General features: G+C 63.4%; 26 protein-coding genes. 8 read left to right on the forward strand and 18 right to left on the reverse strand.

What is annotated here, in order from left to right:
- Positions 1–37 precede the first annotated feature (37 nt).
- Complete coding sequence (locus tag EJ075_RS09015) at positions 38–1,348, reverse strand: sugar ABC transporter substrate-binding protein (RefSeq protein WP_095484592.1); 1,311 nt, start codon at positions 1,346–1,348, stop codon at positions 38–40.
- A 189-nt stretch (positions 1,349–1,537) separates the two neighbouring features.
- Positions 1,538–2,446 carry a transcriptional regulator GcvA gene (gene gcvA / locus EJ075_RS09020; RefSeq protein WP_126104099.1) on the reverse strand — a complete coding sequence of 303 codons (909 nt, stop codon included), beginning with the start codon at positions 2,444–2,446 and terminating at the stop codon, positions 1,538–1,540.
- A gap of 110 nt (positions 2,447–2,556) precedes the next feature.
- Here gcvA and EJ075_RS09025 point away from each other — a divergent pair, with 110 nt between their 5' ends.
- A complete protein-coding gene (locus tag EJ075_RS09025; RefSeq protein WP_095484594.1) occupies positions 2,557–2,742 on the forward strand; it encodes a hypothetical protein in 186 nt (61 codons plus the stop codon).
- Between the two features lie 21 nt (positions 2,743–2,763).
- On the opposite strand, the gene EJ075_RS09030 is transcribed toward EJ075_RS09025, so the two are convergent.
- Positions 2,764–3,723, reverse strand: coding sequence for a sugar-binding transcriptional regulator (locus EJ075_RS09030; RefSeq protein WP_095484595.1), 960 nt, complete (start codon positions 3,721–3,723; stop codon positions 2,764–2,766).
- A 245-nt stretch (positions 3,724–3,968) separates the two neighbouring features.
- On the opposite strand from EJ075_RS09030, the gene EJ075_RS09035 reads away from it, so the two are divergent.
- Entirely contained in the window at positions 3,969–4,601 is a 633-nt protein-coding gene (locus EJ075_RS09035) for an HAD family phosphatase (protein WP_126104100.1), read from the forward strand.
- A 3-nt stretch (positions 4,602–4,604) separates the two neighbouring features.
- Here the strand turns inward: EJ075_RS09035 and EJ075_RS09040 are convergent, their stop codons facing one another.
- From EJ075_RS09040 to ureC, 8 genes are all read right to left on the reverse strand, one after another.
- A complete protein-coding gene (locus EJ075_RS09040; RefSeq protein WP_126104101.1) occupies positions 4,605–5,372 on the reverse strand; it encodes a class II aldolase and adducin N-terminal domain-containing protein in 768 nt (255 codons plus the stop codon).
- Positions 5,373–5,457: 85 nt separating this feature from the next.
- Positions 5,458–6,099 carry an urease accessory protein UreG gene (gene ureG / locus EJ075_RS09045; protein WP_126104102.1) on the reverse strand — a complete coding sequence of 214 codons (642 nt, stop codon included), beginning with the start codon at positions 6,097–6,099 and terminating at the stop codon, positions 5,458–5,460.
- On the reverse strand, positions 6,096–6,536 hold the full coding sequence (locus EJ075_RS09050; protein ID WP_126104103.1) for a DUF3995 domain-containing protein: 441 nt from the start codon (positions 6,534–6,536) through the stop codon (positions 6,096–6,098). The genes ureG and EJ075_RS09050 overlap by 4 nt, the downstream gene beginning before the upstream one ends.
- Positions 6,533–7,204 carry an urease accessory protein UreF gene (locus EJ075_RS09055; RefSeq protein ID WP_126104104.1) on the reverse strand — a complete coding sequence of 224 codons (672 nt, stop codon included), beginning with the start codon at positions 7,202–7,204 and terminating at the stop codon, positions 6,533–6,535. The genes EJ075_RS09050 and EJ075_RS09055 overlap by 4 nt, the downstream gene beginning before the upstream one ends.
- A complete protein-coding gene (locus tag EJ075_RS09060; protein ID WP_126107288.1) occupies positions 7,197–7,766 on the reverse strand; it encodes an urease accessory protein UreE in 570 nt (189 codons plus the stop codon). Before EJ075_RS09060 ends, EJ075_RS09055 begins: the two co-directional genes overlap by 8 nt.
- A gap of 156 nt (positions 7,767–7,922) precedes the next feature.
- Positions 7,923–8,516, reverse strand: coding sequence for a hypothetical protein (locus EJ075_RS09065; protein WP_095484601.1), 594 nt, complete (start codon positions 8,514–8,516; stop codon positions 7,923–7,925).
- A gap of 58 nt (positions 8,517–8,574) precedes the next feature.
- On the reverse strand, positions 8,575–9,063 hold the full coding sequence (locus EJ075_RS09070) for a DUF29 domain-containing protein (protein ID WP_095484602.1): 489 nt from the start codon (positions 9,061–9,063) through the stop codon (positions 8,575–8,577).
- 197 nt (positions 9,064–9,260) lie between these two features.
- Positions 9,261–10,973 (reverse strand): urease subunit alpha, encoded by a 1,713-nt coding sequence (ureC, locus tag EJ075_RS09075; RefSeq protein ID WP_126104105.1) that lies wholly within the window; start codon positions 10,971–10,973, stop codon positions 9,261–9,263.
- 178 nt (positions 10,974–11,151) lie between these two features.
- On the opposite strand from ureC, the gene EJ075_RS09080 reads away from it, so the two are divergent.
- Both EJ075_RS09080 and EJ075_RS09085 read left to right on the forward strand, forming a co-directional pair.
- Positions 11,152–11,535: a hypothetical protein gene (locus EJ075_RS09080; RefSeq protein ID WP_095484604.1), complete on the forward strand. Its 384-nt coding sequence runs from the start codon at positions 11,152–11,154 to the stop codon at positions 11,533–11,535.
- 126 nt (positions 11,536–11,661) lie between these two features.
- Positions 11,662–12,156: a hypothetical protein gene (locus tag EJ075_RS09085; protein ID WP_126104106.1), complete on the forward strand. Its 495-nt coding sequence runs from the start codon at positions 11,662–11,664 to the stop codon at positions 12,154–12,156.
- Positions 12,157–12,182: 26 nt separating this feature from the next.
- Here the strand turns inward: EJ075_RS09085 and EJ075_RS09090 are convergent, their stop codons facing one another.
- The 5 genes from EJ075_RS09090 to EJ075_RS09110 are packed head-to-tail and all read right to left on the reverse strand — an operon-like array spanning position 12,183 to position 14,592.
- Positions 12,183–12,488 (reverse strand): urease subunit beta, encoded by a 306-nt coding sequence (locus EJ075_RS09090; RefSeq protein WP_077374464.1) that lies wholly within the window; start codon positions 12,486–12,488, stop codon positions 12,183–12,185.
- 8 nt (positions 12,489–12,496) lie between these two features.
- Entirely contained in the window at positions 12,497–13,090 is a 594-nt protein-coding gene (locus EJ075_RS09095) for a HupE/UreJ family protein (RefSeq protein WP_126104107.1), read from the reverse strand.
- 31 nt (positions 13,091–13,121) lie between these two features.
- Positions 13,122–13,379, reverse strand: coding sequence for a DUF1272 domain-containing protein (locus tag EJ075_RS09100; protein ID WP_126104108.1), 258 nt, complete (start codon positions 13,377–13,379; stop codon positions 13,122–13,124).
- A 24-nt stretch (positions 13,380–13,403) separates the two neighbouring features.
- Positions 13,404–13,706, reverse strand: a complete 303-nt coding sequence (locus EJ075_RS09105) for an urease subunit gamma (protein WP_095484607.1) — start codon at positions 13,704–13,706, stop codon at positions 13,404–13,406.
- Positions 13,707–13,749: 43 nt separating this feature from the next.
- Positions 13,750–14,592 (reverse strand): urease accessory protein UreD, encoded by an 843-nt coding sequence (locus tag EJ075_RS09110; RefSeq protein ID WP_164547270.1) that lies wholly within the window; start codon positions 14,590–14,592, stop codon positions 13,750–13,752.
- A 203-nt stretch (positions 14,593–14,795) separates the two neighbouring features.
- On the opposite strand from EJ075_RS09110, the gene EJ075_RS09115 reads away from it, so the two are divergent.
- The 4 genes from EJ075_RS09115 (at position 14,796) to EJ075_RS33085 (ending at position 17,560) form a co-directional block, all read left to right on the forward strand.
- Complete coding sequence (locus EJ075_RS09115; RefSeq protein WP_126104109.1) at positions 14,796–15,050, forward strand: acyl carrier protein; 255 nt, start codon at positions 14,796–14,798, stop codon at positions 15,048–15,050.
- 4 nt (positions 15,051–15,054) lie between these two features.
- Positions 15,055–16,263: a beta-ketoacyl-[acyl-carrier-protein] synthase family protein gene (locus EJ075_RS09120; RefSeq protein WP_126104110.1), complete on the forward strand. Its 1,209-nt coding sequence runs from the start codon at positions 15,055–15,057 to the stop codon at positions 16,261–16,263.
- A 140-nt stretch (positions 16,264–16,403) separates the two neighbouring features.
- Positions 16,404–17,108, forward strand: coding sequence for a glutathione S-transferase N-terminal domain-containing protein (locus tag EJ075_RS09125; RefSeq protein WP_126104111.1), 705 nt, complete (start codon positions 16,404–16,406; stop codon positions 17,106–17,108).
- 143 nt (positions 17,109–17,251) lie between these two features.
- Positions 17,252–17,560 carry a hypothetical protein gene (locus EJ075_RS33085; protein WP_164547066.1) on the forward strand — a complete coding sequence of 103 codons (309 nt, stop codon included), beginning with the start codon at positions 17,252–17,254 and terminating at the stop codon, positions 17,558–17,560.
- A gap of 46 nt (positions 17,561–17,606) precedes the next feature.
- Here EJ075_RS33085 and EJ075_RS09135 read toward each other — a convergent pair whose 3' ends face one another.
- Both EJ075_RS09135 and EJ075_RS09140 read right to left on the reverse strand, forming a co-directional pair.
- Positions 17,607–18,227 (reverse strand): nucleoside triphosphate hydrolase, encoded by a 621-nt coding sequence (locus EJ075_RS09135; protein ID WP_126104113.1) that lies wholly within the window; start codon positions 18,225–18,227, stop codon positions 17,607–17,609.
- 133 nt (positions 18,228–18,360) lie between these two features.
- A complete protein-coding gene (locus tag EJ075_RS09140; RefSeq protein WP_126104114.1) occupies positions 18,361–19,470 on the reverse strand; it encodes a hypothetical protein in 1,110 nt (369 codons plus the stop codon).
- Between the last annotated feature and the right edge of the window lie 72 nt (positions 19,471–19,542).

The raw sequence follows: 19,542 nt of genomic DNA on the forward strand, positions 1-19,542 counted from the left end.
CATGATAGGCAACCGGCGTTCGGCACCGGGAGGAGCCTTACTGGATATAACCGCCCTCGGTCATCGTCGCGGTGGCAGCGTCCTGCGCCTGCTTCAAGGCGTCGTCGACGCTCGTCTGGCCGGCGAGTGCCGCCGAGAACAGCTGGCCGACAGTCGTGCCAAGGCCCTGGAACTCGGGGATGGCGACGAACTGGACGCCGACATAGGGCACCGGCTTGACGGTCGGATGCGTCGGATCGGCGGCGTTGATCGAGTCCAGCGTCATCTTGGCGAAGGGCGCCGCCTTCTGGTATTCGGGGTTGTTGTAGAGTGAAGTGCGCGTTCCGGGCGGAACATTGGCCCAGCCTTCCTTCGATGCGACGAGCTCGGCATAGGCTTTGCTGGTTGCCCAGGAGACGAATTTCTGAGCGGCGTCAGCCTTCTGCGTGCCGGCTGGAATGGCCAGCGACCAGGCCCACAGCCAGTTGCCGCGCTTGCCAAGCCCGTTGTCGGGAGCAAGCGCGTAACCGACCTTGTCTGCGACTGTTGAGTTCTTCGGGTCGGAGACGAAGGACGCGGCGACGGTGGCGTCGATCCACATGCCGCACTTGCCCTGCTGGAACAGCGCCAGGTTTTCGTTGAAGCCGTTCGAAGACGCGCCCTCGGGGCCATTGGCCTTCATCAGGTCGACATAGAACTGCAGCGTGTTCTTCCACTCGGGCTGGTCGAACTGCGGCTTCCAGTTCTCATCGAACCAGCGTGCGCCGAAGGAGTTCGACATGGCGGTCAGGAAGGCCATGTTCTCGCCCCAGCCGGCCTTGCCGCGCAGGCAGACACCGTTCACGCCGCTAGCGCGATCCGTCATCTTGTCGGCGGCTTGCTTGATGAAGTCCCAGGTCGGCGCGTCGGGCATGGTCAGCCCGGCCTTCTCCATCAGGTCCTTGCGGTACATGACGAAGGAGCTTTCGCCGTAAAACGGCGCTGCGTAAAGGGTGCCGTCGACCGACAGGCCGCCGGCGATCGCCGGGATGATGTCCTTGACGTCATAGTCGTCGCCGAGCTTGTCGAGCGGCAGCAGCCAGCTCTGCTTGGCCCAGATCGGAACCTCGTAGGTGCCGATGGTCATCACGTCGTACTGGCCACCCTTGGTGGCGATGTCGGTGGTGACGCGCTCGCGCAGCACGTTCTCCTCGAGCGTGACCCACTGGAGCTGGATGTCGGGGTTCTTGGCGGTGAAGTCGTCGGTCAGCTTCTGCATGCGGACCATATCGCCATTGTTGACAGTGGCGATGGTGATGGATTCGGCATGCGCGGCGAACGCAAAAGCGCTGGCCGACAACAGACCCAGGGTGAGCGTGCGAAGTTTCATCAAATTCCTCCCATAGACCAAGCTGAGCATTTGCCTTGGCTATGGGCAATTACTCACTCTCCATGAATTATGTCAAGCCGGATTCGTTGCTGCAGCGCAGCACGCAGCCTCGTGCGGGATTCGGTTCCGGACGGTTTGAATAAGCTTGCCGGCGCCCCAGACCTCGGGTTTTCGGCGCGGCGTATCGACCTATTGGCCGGCGATCTCAGCCAGGATCCATTCGCGAAAAGCGCGGATCTTCGGCACGTTGCGCCGCGCCTGGGGATAGACCAGCCAATAGGCATGGCCGTCGTCGCCGACCAGATCGAACGGCTGGATCAGGCGGCCATCGGCAAGCTCGGCCTTGAAAAGCGCGGCCGTCACGATCGCCACGCCCTGCCCGGCGATCGCGGCGTTGGCCTCGTAGGCCTGCGCACCCATGCTGGAGCCGGGGCGCTTGGCCAATTCCTCGACCGGCAGGCCGGCGGCGATAAACCAGTCCCGCCACCAGATGTCGCCTGGGTCGAGGATCGGCAGGCGCAACAGATCGGCAGGCTCCTTCACCCCGCCAATGGACGCCGCGAGTTTCGGGCTCAGCATCGGCGTGAAATCCGCATTGAAAAGTTTGTGCACTTCCACGCCCGGCCAGTTTCCCCTGCCTGAACGGATGGCGATGTCGATATCCTCGCGGGTGAAGTCGACCACGCGGTTCGATGTGTCGAGGCGAACCGCCAGCGACGGGTGCGCGACCTGAAACGAGCCGAGATGCCGCGCCAGCCAATTCGAGGCAAAGGTCAGCAGCGTCGAGACACAGAGCACCCCATCGGCGCCGCTGCGCGCGGCGGCATAGGCTCCACCCAACAGGGCGAACGCCTCGCTGACCGCAGGCGCCATGCGTTGCCCCGCCTCGGTCAGCACGATCTGCCTTGGCCGGCGCAAGAACAGAGGCGCGCCGACGCGCTCCTCCAGAAGCTTGATCTGATAGCTCGCCGCCGCCTGCGTCATGCCAAGCTCGCCGGCGGCCTTGGTGAAGGAAAGATGCCGCGCCACCGCCTCGAACACGCGGATCGCCTGAAGCGGAGGGAGTTGGGAGACCTGCCGTGACTTGAGTTCAGGCATAAGCCCTCCTTATGGGCCGTGATCGACGTTTGATTGGCAGCAAGGCGCCGTCAAGCCGATATTTGTGGTCGACGCATCAATCAGTTCAAGCATAGCGAAGGCTGACGATCATGACCACGATCCAGGAAAAGCTGTTTCTAACGCCAGGCCAAAGCTGGTTTTCGCGGCTGGCGCGCGGGCTTGCACGGCACGCGGCGAGAAAACGGGCCTATCTCGACATAAGGGAATTGCCGTCGCATCTGCAGCGCGACATGGGTTTTCTCGATGGCAACGATCCTTACGGTCGGCACAAATAGCCTTGCTGGACTTATCCCTAATCAACTGGCCGCCAGCAAAGCGGCGGCGGTCCGCTCGTCGGTGATGAGGCCGTTGACCAGCCGCCGGTTTACAGCCGCAAGGATGCCGGGCAGCTTCCGCTCGCCCATGGCGAGCGCGATCACCAGAGACTTTTCGCGCGACGGCAGCGACGCCGAAGACACCCTGTCATTGGTGATGCCCTCGATCATCCGGCCTTCGCGATCGAAGACCCAGCCGACGATCTCGGCGACGCCGCCGGCTTTCTGCAGCGCCTTCAATTCACTTTCCGAAATGAAGCCGTCTTCATAGAGCGGCGCCTTCGGGCCGAGATCGCCGATGCCGATGAACGTGACGTCGGCTTCCGCTGCAAGCGCCAGCGTCGGTTGAATCATCGGTTGGCTGAGCAGCATCTCGCGCTCCTCCGGCGAGGAGGCGATGACCGGCAACGGCATCGGGAAGGAGCGCGCCTTGACCCTGTCGGCCATGGTGAAGATGACGTTGTAGAAGGCGGCCGAGCCGTCGGGCGAGATGTTGCCGGTCAGCGACACGACCTTGTGCTGAGGGCATTCCATCGGCGGCAGCTGCTCGATTGCCGCCTTCAGCGTGCGGCCGGTGCCGATCGCCATGACGATCGGCGTCGGCGACCGCAGCCGCCGTTCAATCTCGGCCGCCGCCGCCTCGGCGACGCCGATGATGGTCGAGGAGGAAGCAGGATCGCTCGGCACCACCTCGACCAGATCGAGCGCGAAGCGCGATTTCAGTCGCGCCGCGAGATCGAGGCAATTGGCGATCGGGTGGTCGACGCGCACCTTGATCAGCCCTTCCGACACCGCCAGCGACACAAGCCGCTGCGCCGTCTGCCGTGAGATGCCGAGCGTCGAGGCGATCTGGTCCTGCGTGTTGCCGGCGACGTAGTAGAGCCAGCCGGCGCGTGCCGCGTCGTCCAGCCTGTTGCTGCCGCTGTCCTGCCGGGAATTCAACTTGCTGCCTCCCTGCCCCCGAGCATCAAGGCCGGGGCGCTTTACTTTTAAGGGGGAATGCACTTGTGCGCAATTGCCTATCACCAGAGCAATTGCTTAGGTGAACTGCCCGAGGCGCCTGTGGTGTTTAGAATGGATGATCGTAGCCAAGCAATTTTTGAAGTCCCGCAATGTCCGTGCAGTCAGGCGCGGCGGTTTATCTCCCGACGCAAACCCTTTAAGGGATTCAGACAAAGGAGCCTCGCATGACGCCGAAAGCGGTTTTCTGGGACATGGACGGCACGCTGGTCGATAGCGAGCCGTTGCACGAGGCGGCGCTGATTGCGGCGCTGCACAGCGTCGGCATTGCGGCGCCGGCCAACCTGCATGAGCGGGTGCTGGGCATTGCGGCATGGCCGGTCTACGAGATGCTGCGCGACGAGTTCGGCCTCGACCTGCCCTTCGACGACTGGATCGTGCGCAAATACGATCACTATCTGCCGATGGCCGAGACGCTGAAGCCGCGCATCGGCGCGATTGAGATTTTTAACGAGCTGCGCGCGCTTGGCGTGGCGCAGGCGGTGGTGTCCAATTCCGACCGGCTGATCGTCGATGCCAATCTGCGCGCGGTTGGCCTCTTCTATCCCGGCATGAAGACAATCAGCCGCAATGACGTGCACGAGGGCAAGCCGCACGCCGAACCCTTCCTGCGCGCCGCTTGGCTGGCCGGTGTCGATCCGGCCGATGCCGTGGCCGTCGACGACAGCGTGACCGGCGCCACGGCGGGGCTGGCGGCGGGGATGAGGACGATCTTCTGGCCGGAGGCGCCTATGGACGGGCCGCCCGGCGCGATCGTCATCAACAGCGCCGACGAATTGCGGGCGGAGCTGGGGCTTTAAGTATCAGTTCCGGTAAACAGGCTCCTGCTCGTCGAGGATCGCCTTCAATTCAGACAGGTGCCGTTCGGCCTGGCCGGGATAGTCCTCTTGCTCCAGCGCTGCTTTTTCCGCGATTTCATCCGGCAGGACCCGCAGCGGACGGCCGGTCCACAGCGCCTTGATATAGGTCTCGGCGGCGCGCTCGAAATAGAACATGCGGTTGAAGGTGTCGGCAACGGTATCGCCGATGACCAGCACGCCATGGTTGCCCATGACCATCACCTTGACCTTCGGATCGGTAAGCAGCTGCGAGCAGCGTTCGCCCTCCTCCTCGAAGGCGAGCCCGCCATAGTGGCCGTCGACGACGTGGCGGTTGAAGAAGATCGCCGAGTTCTGGTCGATCGGCGGCAGCGTCGAGTCGGCGAGCGAGGCGAGCACGGTGGCGTGGATCGAGTGCACATGCATGACACAACGCGCATGACGCACATTGCGATGGATGGCGCCGTGCAGGCACCATGCCGTCGGGTCGGGCGCATTCGGGCCGGAGAGGGTGTCGGGGTCGTTGGCGTCGATCAGCAGCAGGTCGCTCGCCTTGATGCGCGAGAAATGCACCTGGTTGGGATTCATCAGGAATTGCGAGCCGCCATCGTTGACGGCCAGCGAGAAATGATTGGCCACCGCCTCGTGCATGTTGAGCCGCGCCGTCCAGCGGAAGGCGCAAGCCAGATCGACGCGCTCCTCGTAGAAAGGCAGGTTGGTCAGCATTTCCTTCTGCAGGCGGGCGATGCTCATCGAAAACCTCCGTGAAAGAAGCAAGGATGCCGCGCGCCGGCGGGACGCGCAACCGGTTTCGTTTGGTGCAAGCGAGCGCGTTGCCTTACGCCGCTGTGCTTCTGGCCGCGTCGACCCGCAGCCCGCCATGCTCGACGATGAAATCGATCACCTCCTGCAGGCCCTTGCCGCGTGACAGATCGGTGAAGCCGAACGGCCGTTTGCCGCGCATGCGGGCAGCATCTGCCTCCATGACATCGAGATTGACGTTCACATAGGGGGCGAGATCGCTCTTGTTGATGACCAGGAAGTCGGACCGGGTGATCGCCGGGCCGCCCTTGCGCGGGATCTCCTCGCCCTGGCAGACCGAGATGACATAGAGCGTCAGATCAGCGAGGTCGGGGGAAAACGTGGCGGCAAGGTTGTCGCCGCCCGATTCGATGAAGACGATGTCGAGATCCGGGAATTTCCTGTTCATCTCGGCGATCGCCTGCAGATTGATCGAGGCGTCCTCACGGATGGCGGTGTGCGGGCAACCGCCGGTCTCGACACCCATGATGCGATCCTCGGGCAGTGCCTGAAGCCGGGCCAGCATCATGGCGTCTTCCTTGGTGTAGATATCGTTGGTGACGACGGCGATGGAAAACTCGTCGCGCAGTGCCTTGCAGAGCTTTTCGGTGAGCGTCGTCTTGCCGGAGCCGACGGGGCCGCCGATGCCGATGCGAAGAGGACCGTTGGCTTGGGTCATCTAGGGAACTCCGTGAGGGCGAGCACTGCGAAGCCGAGCCCGATCAACAGGCACAGCGGCGAATAGTAACTGACATCGAGCCGCGCGAAAGGCTGTTCCGGCGTCAGCCGGCGCCACCAGGGCGTGAAACCGGCAATGCCGCGCCCGAGGAAGACCAGCGCGATGAGCAGCGCCGTGGCGGCAAGCCCGGCGTTGGGAAAGGGCGTGGCAAACACGCCTTCAAGCGCCATCGGCCACAGCGTCGCCAGGCCGAGGCAGGCAGCAACGGCAAAAGAAGCGAAGGGCGCCGGCATCTCGTCGACGCCGCGAAAGCCGACCACCGCGCGGGCGCAGGAGGCAGCGTCCCTGCCCGGCCAGATCCCGCCAATACCCCAATAGACATGCAGCGTGGTGATCAGCAGCAGGACGATTGAGAGAATGAAGGCAAGCACGATCATGAGCGGAACAGCCGGGAATACTGGGTTTCGTGCTTCATCGCCATGATGTCGGAGACGAAGGCGCAGCCGCCGAGATCGTCAAGCGTCGAGCGGGAAGCGCGAGCGGCAGTTTCCAGCGCCAGCGGCTCGAAGCCGGCGAGCAGCGCGGTGGCACCGGTCTGGCCGACGACGCCGAGCCTGATCGCGGCTTGCACGAGATTGGAAAAGAAGGTCTGCAAGAAGGCGGAGAGCGCGTCCTGCAGCGCGATGCCGTTGCCACCGGCCACCGCGCCGACGGCGACGCAATAGGCGCATTCGGCCGGCAGACGGGCCAGCGCCTGACACGGCCAGGCAGATGCCGCCTTCAGGAAGGCCGCGCCCTGCAGCATGGTTTCGGTGTGACGCTCGCGCGAGCCGGCCAATGCCTCGGCGAGTGCGGCGATCTCGTCGAGATCACCGGCTTGCCGCGCGCGCCGCCAGCTTTCGGCGAACAGCACGGCATCGTTCCAGCCCGAGCCCATCTCGACCAGCGTCTCCAGCCATGCGGCGAGGTCCTTGCTGTCGGCAACCAGTCCGTCGTGCACGGCGCGTTCGAGGCCATGGCTGTAGGAAAAGCCGCCGACCGGAAAGGAAGGCGACAGCCACGCCATCAGCCGCAACAAGGCAACGTTGGAAGGCTGGTCAGTCATGGTCGTGCGAATGGCTGTGGGAGTGCGATTCGCTATGGGCATGGGAATGCGCCTCAGCGTGGCTGTGTGCATGCGCCTCGGCATGGCCGTGGCCATGGCCGGAATAGGCACCACGCACCGGCACGAACGGTTCGGAGACGTCGCGCACGGTCGCGCCCAGCCCTTCCAGCATCGCCTTGATGACATGATCGCGCAGGATGAGTATGCGTTCCGCCTCGATGGCGGCCGCCAGATGGCGGTTGCCGATATGCCAGGCGAGCTCGGTCAGATGAACAGGGCTCAAGGCGCGGATGTCGTAGAGCGGCTCCTCCGCGGCGATGATCTCGACATGGCGGCCATCCTCAAGCACCAGCCGGTCGCGATCGCCCAAAGCAACCGGCTCGGGCAGGTCGACCAGTATCTTGTCGCCGCCTGAAGTCTCGATGGCGCGGCGACGCAGGTGCCGCTCGTCATGGGCAAGCACGGCCCGATCATAGGGCGTGACCGCTCCCGCTTCGCCGGCGGCAAGCACGGAGACGGCACGCGGGAATTTAGTGAAGTCGGTGCGGATATCGAGCTTCATGTAACACCTGCCTTGCAAAAAGCTTAGTCCGTTCCAGGCATCGACCCAATGCCAGCGCATGACCCCGAAATCGAATTCGATTTCGGGAAGGATCATGCGCCAAGTCAAGTTTCTACAGCGTCCTTTGCGCGTCCGAAAGGACGCGCGGCGCTGTAGTCAAACGATCGTGTCGAAGAGCCGCAGGATAAACGATATCTGGTAGACGAGGGCGGCGGCGACAAAGGCGATGTGGAAGCGGCGATCGCGGACAAGCATCGCGATGATGCAAAGCGCGACGAACACCGGCGTGCGGAACAAATATTCAACGCCGAAGCGGGCAAAATGCTCGGGCCCTTTCAGAAGCGTGTCGATCACATCGAGCAAGTAAGTCGCCGCCAGCAGGCCGAAGAACCAGGCACGGCGCGAGTAGAAAAAATCCTCGTAGCTGGTGTAGTCCAGCATCGAGTCCGGAAACAGCAGCGCGCAGAGCAGGAACAGCGTGACTGCGTAGAAGATGATGAACAGGTACTTGCCGAAGGTCCAGGTCTCGATCTGAAACAGGCCGAACTCCCACCACCAGAAATGCACCAGCATCAAGAGCACCGACACAACCCAGGCCAGATGCACCGAATAGAGCCGGTACTGTCCGGGATGCTGGACAATGCGGGCCACCCCGGACAGCAGCCGCGTGACGCCAAGCCCGATCACCATGCCCAAGATGATGCGGATGTGGGGGAATATGTCGTGGGCGTAAGGGAGTTGCTGGTTCATAAACGCCCAAGGAGGATTCGGTGCAATGGGGCTGTTTAAAGCGTCGCGGTCTAAAGGCTTAATCGCGGATAAGTTGATCCGACGACCAGGGAGCACCCGGAAAAAAATCGTGGTGGAGTATGTCTCTGATCGAATACGGGCAGTCGACAGGAAAATCCCGCTCGTTCAGACCCGTCTCGTCGGCCGTCTTTAGCCTCGCCATCCTGAATTCCCGTCCGAGCTGTTGCCCAGGATAAGCTTTCAGGCTTGGGCTTTCGTCGAGCAGGTTTTCGATCTGATATCGCTGCTCGCGGATTGTCATCAACCATCCTGCTTTACGCTTCTCGGGTTGAAATTGCCATTTGAGGAGGTGCAGTAGCAAGTTGCCCAGCCTGCTTCTGATCTCTCTTTTGTCGCTACGCCCCAAACTCTCGATCTCCTCCGCCAGATTTTCTCGATCGAGGTCGGACAGACGACCTTCGCGCAGCAGCGCGCCTTGTTCGGCGCACCACTGAGCATAGTCGGCCTCGTAGGGCGTCAATTGCTGTTTTCGAAAAATCTTGTTCATCCAGCGTATATTGCTCCAAAGGGTCCAGATTTCCAAGTTGGAAGCAAAAGATGGAGCCGATCAGGCGCTTCTCCGAAGCGTTTTCAGCGCGGCGGTTGACAATCCGTGCACAGTTTTGGGCGAGCAGCTGACAGAACGCGCGCACTTAGCCGTCAGAGACATTTCACCAATTCATGAACTTTGGTGAAGTTGATTGGTTAGAACAAAAAGTACCTTTGTGCCATCGGCAGCACCGTGGCCGGCTCGCAGGTGAGCAATTCACCGTCGGCGCGGACCTCATAGGTTTCAGGGTCGACCTCGACATGCGGGGTGGCGTCGTTGAGCACCATCGAGTGCTTGCCGATGCCGCCGCGGGTGTTCTCGACGGCGACCATCTGTTTGTCGACGCCGAGCCTGCCGCGCAGGCCAGCGTCGAGCGCGGCCTTGGAAACGAAGGTCACCGACGAATTGGTCATCGCCTTGCCATAGGCGCCGAACATCGGCCGGTAGTGCATCGGCTGCGGCGTCGGGATCGAGGCGTTGGGATCGCCCATCGGGGCGGCGGCGATCATGCCGCCGATCAGCACCATGTCAGGCTTGACGCCGAAGAAGGCCGGGTTCCACAGGACCAGATCGGCGCGCTTGCCGACCGTCACCGAGCCGATCTCTTTGGATAGGCCATGCGCGATGGCCGGGTTGATCGTGTATTTGGCGATGTAGCGGCGGACGCGGAAATTATCGTTGTCGCCGGTTTCCTGCGGCAGCGAACCGCGCTGACGCTTCATCTTGTCGGCGGTCTGCCAAGTGCGGATCGCCACTTCGCCGACGCGGCCCATCGCCTGACTATCGGACGAAATGATCGAGAAGGCGCCGATGTCGTGCAAAATGTCTTCGGCGGCGATGGTCTCCTTGCGGATGCGGCTTTCGGCAAAGGCGATGTCTTCGGGGATCGACGGCGACAGATGATGGCAGACCATCAGCATGTCGAGGTGCTCTGCCAGCGTGTTGACGGTGTAGGGGCGGGTCGGATTGGTCGAGGACGGGATGACGTTGGGCAGGCCGCAAACCTTGATGATGTCTGGCGCATGGCCGCCGCCGGCGCCTTCGGTGTGGAAGGCGTGGATGGTGCGGCCCTTGATGGCTGCCACCGTGTTCTCGACAAAGCCGGACTCGTTCAGCGTGTCGGTGTGGATCATCACCTGCACGTCGTAATCGTCGGCGACCGACAGGCAGCAGTCGATTGCCGCGGGCGTCGTGCCCCAATCCTCGTGCAGCTTCAGCGAGCAGGCACCGCCGAGCACCATTTCTTCAAGCGCCGCCGGCAAGGACGCGTTGCCCTTGCCCGACAGGCCGATGTTCATCGGGAAGGCGTCGAAGGACTGGATCATACGCGCCATATGCCACGGCCCAGGCGTGCAGGTCGTCGCCAGCGTGCCATGCGCCGGGCCGGTGCCGCCGCCGAGCATGGTGGTGATGCCTGACATCAGCGCTTCCTCGATCTGCTGCGGGCAGATGAAGTGGATATGCGCGTCGAAGCCGCCAGCGGTGAGGATCTTGCCCTCGCCGGCGATGATCTCGGTGCCGGGGCCGATGATGATGGTGACGCCGTCTTGCATATCCGGATTGCCGGCCTTGCCGATTGCGGCGATGCGGCCGTCCTTCATGCCGATATCGGCCTTGAAGATGCCGCCTGACGCATCGACGACCAGCGCATTGGTGATGACGGTATCGACCGCGCCTTGGGCGCGGGAAACCTGGCTCTGGCCCATACCGTCGCGGATGACTTTGCCGCCGCCGAATTTCACCTCTTCGCCATGAAGGGTGAAATCCTTCTCGACCTCGATGAACAGCTCGGTATCGGCAAGCCGCACCTTGTCGCCGACGGTCGGGCCGTACATCTGGGCATAGGCGGCGCGGGTGATTCTAGCCATCGGCAATTGCTCCTGAAATGCGGCCCAAAGTACAGCCGGTCGAAGCCCGGCCCCACATTGTCGCCATCCTATGGTCACGTAATGACCCGCTGGGCGACACTTTCCGATCCCATTTAACGTTTGAGGTGGCTGGGCCACCCCAAAACGACCGTTTGCCAATCGATGGAAAGGAAGATCCATGCGCAAAACGATACGTCTCGCAGCCGCCGCCACCCTCCTGCTCGCGACCGCTGCCAGCGCCCAGCAACAGCCTGCGCCGCAACCCGGTGAGCCGCCGGCTTCGCCCGCTCCCGCGGCGCCCGGCGCTCAGCCGGAAGTGCCGGCGATTCAGACCGTCAACGTCGTCGACATCGAAGAACTGCCCGAGGAAACGAAGACGAAGGTCAATGAAGTGATCGCCAAGCGCGGCGAGGATGGCCTGCAGAAATTGCGCAGCTCGATCGACGCGACGCCCCAGGTCAAGTCCGCGCTCGAAGCCAAAGGACTCACCTCGGCGCAAGTGATCGCCGCCAGCATGGACACCAATGGCGCGCTGACCTTGATCACCAAGAAAGCGAGCTGACGATGCGCTATGGCGGGCCGGCGCAAGGTCGGCCCGCCGCATCGGGGAGGGAACCTTCGCAGGGCAGAACACGTTTCGATTTTTTGGCGTAGAAACGAGCCTCGAAAGAGGCTCTGAGAGCGAGCGATGGCGATCACCACCTTCCCCGACACAAGATGGCTGCATATGATTGCCGCAACTGCGTTTCTCGCGGCGACCGTCCCCCAGGCCGCGCTGAATGCGCAGGGTCTTGAAGGCCCGGACACCGTCAACAGGATCATCGGCTCGGAGGTCGGCCAGGAAGAGACCAACACGGCTGTGGAGGCCGGCAAAGTCGCCACGGCGATCGACCGGACGCGTGAAAACATCGGCGCGGTGCGCAAGACATCCAAGCTCGACAAGGTCGATATCGTGTTCCTCACCGATGCCGCGCGCACGGAAGGCGGTCCGCCGCCGGAGATCGAGACCAAGGTTAAGGAACATCAGGAAGACATTGCGGAACTGCGCAAGGAGATCGAGGCGAACGCATTGCTGTTCAACGCCATCGACTCGCGACGCGTGCTGACCGAAGACGTTCTCGCCGTGGAATTCGACGATCCCGGAAAGGTCGTCATCTACGCGGCGGCCAAGCCACCCAGCTGAGCCGGAACTGCTCGACGCCTTGGATATCACAGCGCGCCCATGATCTTCTGCTGAAACCCGTAGACCTCGCGCTTGCCGCCGAGCGGCACTAGCGTGACGTCGCGCTCCTGACCGGGCTCGAATCGCATGGCCGTGCCGGCTGCGATGTCGAGGCGCATGCCTCGCGCCTTGTCGCGATCGAATTTCAACCCCTCATTGGTCTCGAAGAAGTGATAGTGGCTGCCGACCTGGATCGGCCGGTCGCCGCTGTTGGCCACTTTCATCGTGATGGTCGGCTGGCCCTTGTTCAGTTCGATCTCGCCGCCTGCCGTGATGATTTCGCCCGGGATCATCGCCAGCCTCACAAGACGCCGAAGGCGAGGCCGGCACCGACGGCCGCACAGGCGCCGCCGGCGGCGCGCGCAAGGCCTGGGAACCTGATGCCGAGGCCAAGACCGGCAATGAGGCCGGTGGCATGGAGCAGCGCAGTGGCGACGGCAAAGCCGGCCATATAACCGAGCCCGCTGGCGTTTTCAGGCACTTCGGTGCCATGGGCGTGACCGTGGAACAGCGCAAACAGGCCGATGATGGCGACGCCGGTCGAGACGGGAAGATCGACCGCAAGCGCGACCAGCAGTCCCAGCGCCACGACCGACGCCAGTATGCCCGGTTCGATGAACGGCAACGGCACCTGCAGCATGCCGAGCGCGCCGCCCGCCAGCATGACGCCGACGAATGCGAGCGGCCATGCGACAACCGCCTTGCCGCCCTTGAGGGCCGCCCACAGCCCGACCGCGATCATCGCCGTCAGGTGGTCGAGGCCGGAGAGCGGATGCATGAAGCCGGCTGACCAGGACGAGGTCGTGCCGATGCCGACATGGGCATAAGCGGGCATTGCAGCGGCGAGAAGCAGGACCGCCGAGAGGGACGTGCGTTTGATCGTTGCGGGAACCATCGATATGCCTTCCGTTGTCAGGATCGTGCCGTCACGCGGCATTGCGGGCCGGACCGCAGCCCTCGGCCTTGAAGACGCGCTTTGTCGAAGCGGGATATTTCACCAGCATCGCCGCCGGCCGAATCGGGCGCATGGAGAAATTGCCGCCGCAATTCGGGCAGGCGCCGGCCAGCACATTTGCCACGCAATCGGCGCAGAAGGTGCATTCGAAGGTGCAGATCAGCGCGTCCATTGCCTCAGGCGGCAGGTCCTTGTCGCAGCATTCACAGTTGGGTCGTAGCTCAAGCATTTTCCTCTCCTCACCTTATCGGCCTCACCTTATCGGCTCGTGCACGGTGACCAGCTTGGTGCCGTCGGGAAACGTCGCCTCGACCTGGACGTCGTGGATCATCTCGGCGATGCCCTCCATAACCTGCGCGCGGCTGACGACATGGGCGCCGGCCTCCATCAGCTCGGCGACCTGGCGGCCGTCGCGGGCGCCCTCGACGACGAAGTCGGTGATCAGCGCGATCGCCTCCGGGTGATTGAGCTTGACGCCGCGTTCGAGCCGCTTGCGCGCCACGATCGCCGCCATGGCGATGAGCAGCTTGTCCTTTTCCCTTGGCGTCAGGTTCATGCGTTTCCCTAGGATGGCTTAATCAGGAGTGGCGTAATCGGAATCAGAGTGACCATAATTTGGGCAGACCCGCCCGCCCGTTGAGCAATTCGACGAGCGGAACCAGCCGCTTGCGGAGCTGGTAGCCGTCCTCGGCAAACAGCCTCGCAAGAAGCTTGCCAGATTTCTTCACGCTCCAGACACTGGCGTCGCCCTGGCCGCCGATAATGTGCCGGGCCGGATCGAGCAAAGCCTCCACCCGCGGCGAGATCATCAGCACCGTCGCCATTGCTATGGCGCCGCCGGCCACCGCGGAACGGCCCAGAATGGCCGCAATGCCGGGCCCGATGCGGAAATCCTCGGCATGAACAAGCGCTCCGTCCTGACTGACGCGCCAGCGGTCGTGGAAACTGCCGTGCGCCGCGCGTTCGCCCATGGCGAGGCGGCCGAAGACGGTCGCCTCGAGCACCAGCGCCTCGGCACCGGCGGCAAGCTCCAGGTCGAGCCTGCGGGCAAAGGCCGATCGATCGAAGACGATGGTTTCCTGCGGCAGCCAGGCGATGCGACCGCCAGCGCCGACCGTCAGCTTCACCCGCACCTCGGCGCGATCGGATGCGGCACGGTAGATCTTCTCGCAGGCCTGGGTCGTTATGGTGGTGGAGGCGCCGGCGCCGACATCGACCTCCCAGCCAAGGCGGTCGCCGCCGGTCAACCCGCCGGCGGTGTTGATCAAGACGGCCTCGAGCGGATCGGCCGAGACGGCCGGCATGCGGATCTTGGCGGACCCATCCTGATAGAGGCGCCGAAGACGCGTGCGGTCGCCATTCCTGTCGCAGCCAAGCTGCGCCATTCCGGCGACGCGCTGGGCCGGCAGCACCGAGGTCAGGCCATGTTCGATCGTATCCACGGCGCCAACGTTAAGCACAGCGGCGCCTTTGTCGATATATAGCTTGTTGCTTGACAACGTTTCGGTTTCTATAGAGGGAGCCACCTTGGTACTGTCATGCAGCGCCTGACGGGGTAAAAGGCGACGATGACGATTTTGAATCCGGAAAAAAGGGGCGCTGATCCGTTGGCGTCGAGAAACGACAAGGTTGGGGAAGGAACCGAATGGCTGACCAGCTGGCAACGGACATCATCGCGAAGATCAAGGCTCATGCCGAGCCCGGTGGCGAAGAAATCACCACCACTACCGAACTGACCTCACTTGGCATCCATTCGCTGGAACTGACGGAGATCATCTTCGACCTCGAGGAACAGTATGGCATCGAGATCGAGATGAACACGGTCGATGCCTGGAGCAACCTGAAGAACGTCGGCGACATGGTCGAGGCGGTTCGCGCGCTGATCGCGAAAAAAGCCTGACTGAATGCACAAGCGCGTCGTCATTACCGGCATCGGCGGCCTATGCGGGCTCGGCACCAATGCACCCGCGATCTGGGGCGAGATGCGCGCAGGCCGTTCGGCCATCGGTCCAATCGTCAATTCGGAGCTGCATGACCTGAAAGTCAGGGTCGGCTGCGAAATCAAGACGCTTCCCGATCACGGTATCGACCGCAAGCAGGTCGTGTCGATGGACCGCTTCAGCCTTTTGGCGACGATCGCCGCGCGGGAGGCCGCGCAACAAGCCGGGCTGACCTCGCACGCAGCCAACACCTACAGGATGGGCGCCATCGTCGGCGTCGGCGTCTGCGGCTGGGAGGCGATCGAAGAGAGCTATCGCGCCATCCTGCTCGAAGGCAAGAATCGCACCGGGATCTTCACCGTGCCGAAAGTGATGCCGGGCGCTGCGGCCGGCCATGTCAGCATGGATCTCGGCCTGCGTGGACCGGTCTTCGGCATCACCTCGGCCTGCTCCTCGTCCAACCACGCCATTGCCTCGGCGGTCGACCAGATCAGGCTCGGCCGCGCCGATATCATGGTCGCGGGCGGCACCGATGCGCCGCTGGTCTGGGGCATCCTGAAAGGCTGGGAGGCGCTGCGGGTGCTGGCGCCCGACACGTGCCGGCCATTTTCGGCCGATCGCCAGGGCCTGGTGCTCGGCGAAGGCGCCGGCATGGCGGTTCTGGAAACCTATGAGCATGCGGTGGCGCGCGGCGCCACAATTCTCGCCGAAATTGCCGGGGTCGGCCTTTCCGGCGATGCCTCCGACATCGTTGCGCCGACCATCGAAGGGCCGGAAGCGGCGATGCGCTTCTGCCTCGTCGACGCGGAGCTCAATCCGGAAGACATCGACTATCTCAATGCGCATGGCACCGGCACCAAGGCCAACGACCAGATCGAGACGGCGGCGATCAAGCGCGTCTTCGGCGACCATGCCCACAGGCTTTCCATCTCGTCGACCAAATCGATGCATGCCCATTGTCTCGGCGCGTCGGGCGCCCTGGAGCTGATCGCTTGCATCATGGCGATCCGGGACGGCGTCGTGCCGCCGACGGCCAATTTTCGCGAGACCGACGCCGATTGCGATCTCGACATCACGCCGAATGTGGCGCGCGAGCGCAAGGTGCGCGTTGCGATGAGCAACAGCTTCGCCTTCGGCGGCACCAATGCGGTGCTGGCGGTCAAAGCGGTCTGACCGCAGGCGGTTCACGGCTGGTTGTCCGGGCACGGCGAAACTTTTCACCCGTCATATTGATTCGGGCCGCCCGTCACGCTTATTTCTCTGCGACCCGCCCCTCCCGCGTGCGCGCAAAAATCCCCGCCCAGGAGTTTTCGATGACCGACCTGTCCGCCTTTCCGATCGCCACGCGCTGGCCGGCCAAACATCCCGAACGCATCCAGCTCTATTCGTTCCCGACGCCGAACGGGGTGAAGGTGTCGATCGCGCTGGAGGAACTCGGCCTGCCATACGAGGCGCATGCGGTGAACATCGGCAAGGACGAAAGCTGGACGCCGGAATTCCTGTCGCTGAACCCCAACGGCAAGATACCGGCGATGATCGATCCGAACGGCCCGGGCGGCAAGCCGATCGGGCTTTTCGAATCCGGCGCCATCCTGCTCTATCTCACCGACAAGACCGGCCAGCTGATCCCGGCCGACCCGGTGCGGCGTTACGAAACGATCCAGTGGGTGTTCTTCCAAATGGCCTCGATCGGGCCGATGTTCGGCCAAGTCGGCTTCTTCCACAAATTCGCCGGACGCGAGATCGCCGATAAGCGCCCGCTGGAGCGCTATCGCGACGAGTCGCGGCGGCTGATCGGCGTGCTCGAGACGAGGCTGAAGGACCGCAGTTGGATCATGGACGACGATTACACAATCGCCGATATCTCTATGCTGGGCTGGGTGCGCAATTTGATCGGCTTCTATGAAGCGCGGGAACTTGTCGGCTTCGACGACTTTCCCACTGTTGCGGCATGGCTGGAACGCGGCCTTGCGCGACCGGCCGTGCAAAAGGGCCTCAACATCCCCGCTCGGGGCTGACCGAACCGGCCGGTAGCGCAGAAAGGACGGCTCGGCCTATTTGGTTTTAGCGCCGCCCTTGCCCATGGCTGCCTTTGCCCATGACGGAAGCGGCAAGGGACGCAGCGCCCCGGGCCGCGGCGACAACCGCACCGGCCGCAACATTGGCCGTCGCCTTCACGGTGCGCATTGCGCTGTCTGCCAAGCCGCCATTTGCCGATTTCCTGGGCTCCGATTTCCTGGGCTTGGCGTGTTTTGCCGTGGCCTTGGCAGCGCCCGGCATCACTTTCCTCGGCGCCGCCTTGCCGAAAGTAGGCTTTGCATCCTTGGAGCGGGCGGCGACCGCCGGGCCGGCGCCTGTCTTTGATTCAGTTGCCTTTGATCGAGTCGCCCTGCCCTTGCCGGGCGCAGGCTTTCTTGCCTTGGTTGCCATCGGACAGTTTCCCTTATGTCAGCATCATTGCCGTATCTGACATAACGGTCGGAAAGTCCTAAGGTTCCGGCGGGCCGTGCTGCGCATCAAGCGTGATCGCCAATCACCAGATCGGCAGGGCGGCGGCGGGCAAGCACGCGGTCGATGTTGGGCATGTCGTTGGAGGCGATCCAGGCGCGGGCATCCTCGTCGGAGCGGCCATGCTCGTGCCATCGCTCAAGCAGACGGCGCTCGAGCTCGGCACGCGGCACATCGACGAAAATAGAGAAATCGAACAGCGGGGCCAGTCGCGACCAGGGTTCTTCGTCAAGCAAGAGATAATTGCCTTCGACCAGGATGAACTTGGTGTCGGCAGCGATGATCGAGGCGGCGGCGCGCGACAATTCCATGCTGCGGTCGAACACCGGAATGGCGATGTCGGGCTCGCCCGCGCGGATGCGCTTCAGCAAGGTTTCGAAGCCGGCAAAGTCAAAGGTTTCCGGAGCGCCCTTTCGCGCGCGCAGGCCGCGCCGCTCAAGCACGACATCGTCGTAATGGAAGCCGTCCATGGGCACGATTTCGGCCGTGCCTTCCGGCAGCAGCTCATGCAGGCGGGTCGACAGCGTCGACTTGCCGGCGCCCGGAGGACCGGCGATGGCGACGACAAAACGCTGCGCCTTGCCGGCGCGCTTGAAGATGGTGGCGGCGAGATGAGCGATCTCGGACATCGGAGCCTTTCCGGCTGGTGTTTTCGATCGCATCTTGGCGATAGTTTGCCGGAATTTCAAATCTGCACTGGTGTTAAAGGCGACCAAGTTGTCGAGGTTGGCGCTAAAGCGATTGCCGCAGGGCACAGCCCAATCAGGCAGGCACAGATTGCCCGATCCTCAGGAAATCGCCGTCGAAAGCGACGTCCCGCGTCGAACCGTCGGCAGCCGTGAGGCGCACGTGCCCCTGTGCGGTGGCGATGTCGCGCGGCGGCTCGCCGCCGGCTTCTTGTGGCAAGGCGCCGATGACGTGGCGGAACGAGACGTTGCGGCCTTCAGCCAGAGCAAAGGCGGTCGCCACCCCTTCCCGCTTCAGCCAGTTTTCGCCCAGCGAGGCGGCATGGCCGAGCGCTGTGCGGCCATCCTCGATGCCGAGCACGCCGCGATGACGGCCGCTCCACGGCGCGTAGTCGCGCCCGCCATTGCTGATCCACAGCATGGTGACCGGCAGCTCGGCCGGGTTCTTCAGCACCAGAACGAGATCGGCTTCCGCCTTTCGCGCCAGCGCGGTCCAGCCCGGCCCGCCATGGTCGGCCTCGACCAGCGTGACGAAATCCTCTCGGCTCTGGTCCATGCGATAGTCGGTCAGGTCGAGCGTGCCGCCATCGGCGGCGGGAAAATGCGTCAGGTCTGCTGAGCGGGCCGGATAGGCGAAGAGAAAACGGCCGCGGGCCGGATCGGGCTCGAGCGGGTCGTCAGGCGTTGCCGCAAACCGCTTTGGCGAGAAAGCCAGCTTGCCGCCGTCCTTCATCACCGTCATCGGATGATGGGCGACGGAAATCGCGCCGGAACCGCCGGAAAAGACATGTTCCTGATAGAGAAACGGGTGGTCGTCGCGCAAGGTGAGGATCTTGTCGACCGTCGCGCCCATGACCTTGTGCTGCAACCTGAAGACCGCGCGCCAGCCATCGGCAGTCGCCTTGCTTTCGACGACATCCCAGGGGCTGTTGGCCGGCCAGCCATGCAGCGGCGCTTCCTCGAGATCGCTGCGCGAAAACGGCGCGCAGAGAAAATCGCCGGACAGGCGAACGGTGCCGGCGGGCAGGTCTTGCGGCAGCGTCTCGCGCGGCTCGTCGATCCAGGGCGCGCGATGCAGCGGTTTTAGCCGGCGCCCGTCGATATCGACCGCTATCTCGGCGAGATGGCCGACAGTGAGATCGACCGTTACCGAAATGCCCTTTGCCTTGATCGTGAGCGTATCCATGGCGCACCTGCTGATTCTGCCTGCGCCAGCAAACCCGCTCGATGCCGGTTGCGCAAGCCGCGTGGCCGGCAT

This window comes from Mesorhizobium sp. M6A.T.Cr.TU.016.01.1.1 (assembly GCF_003952585.1).
GTDB lineage: Bacteria > Pseudomonadota > Alphaproteobacteria > Rhizobiales > Rhizobiaceae > Mesorhizobium > Mesorhizobium mediterraneum.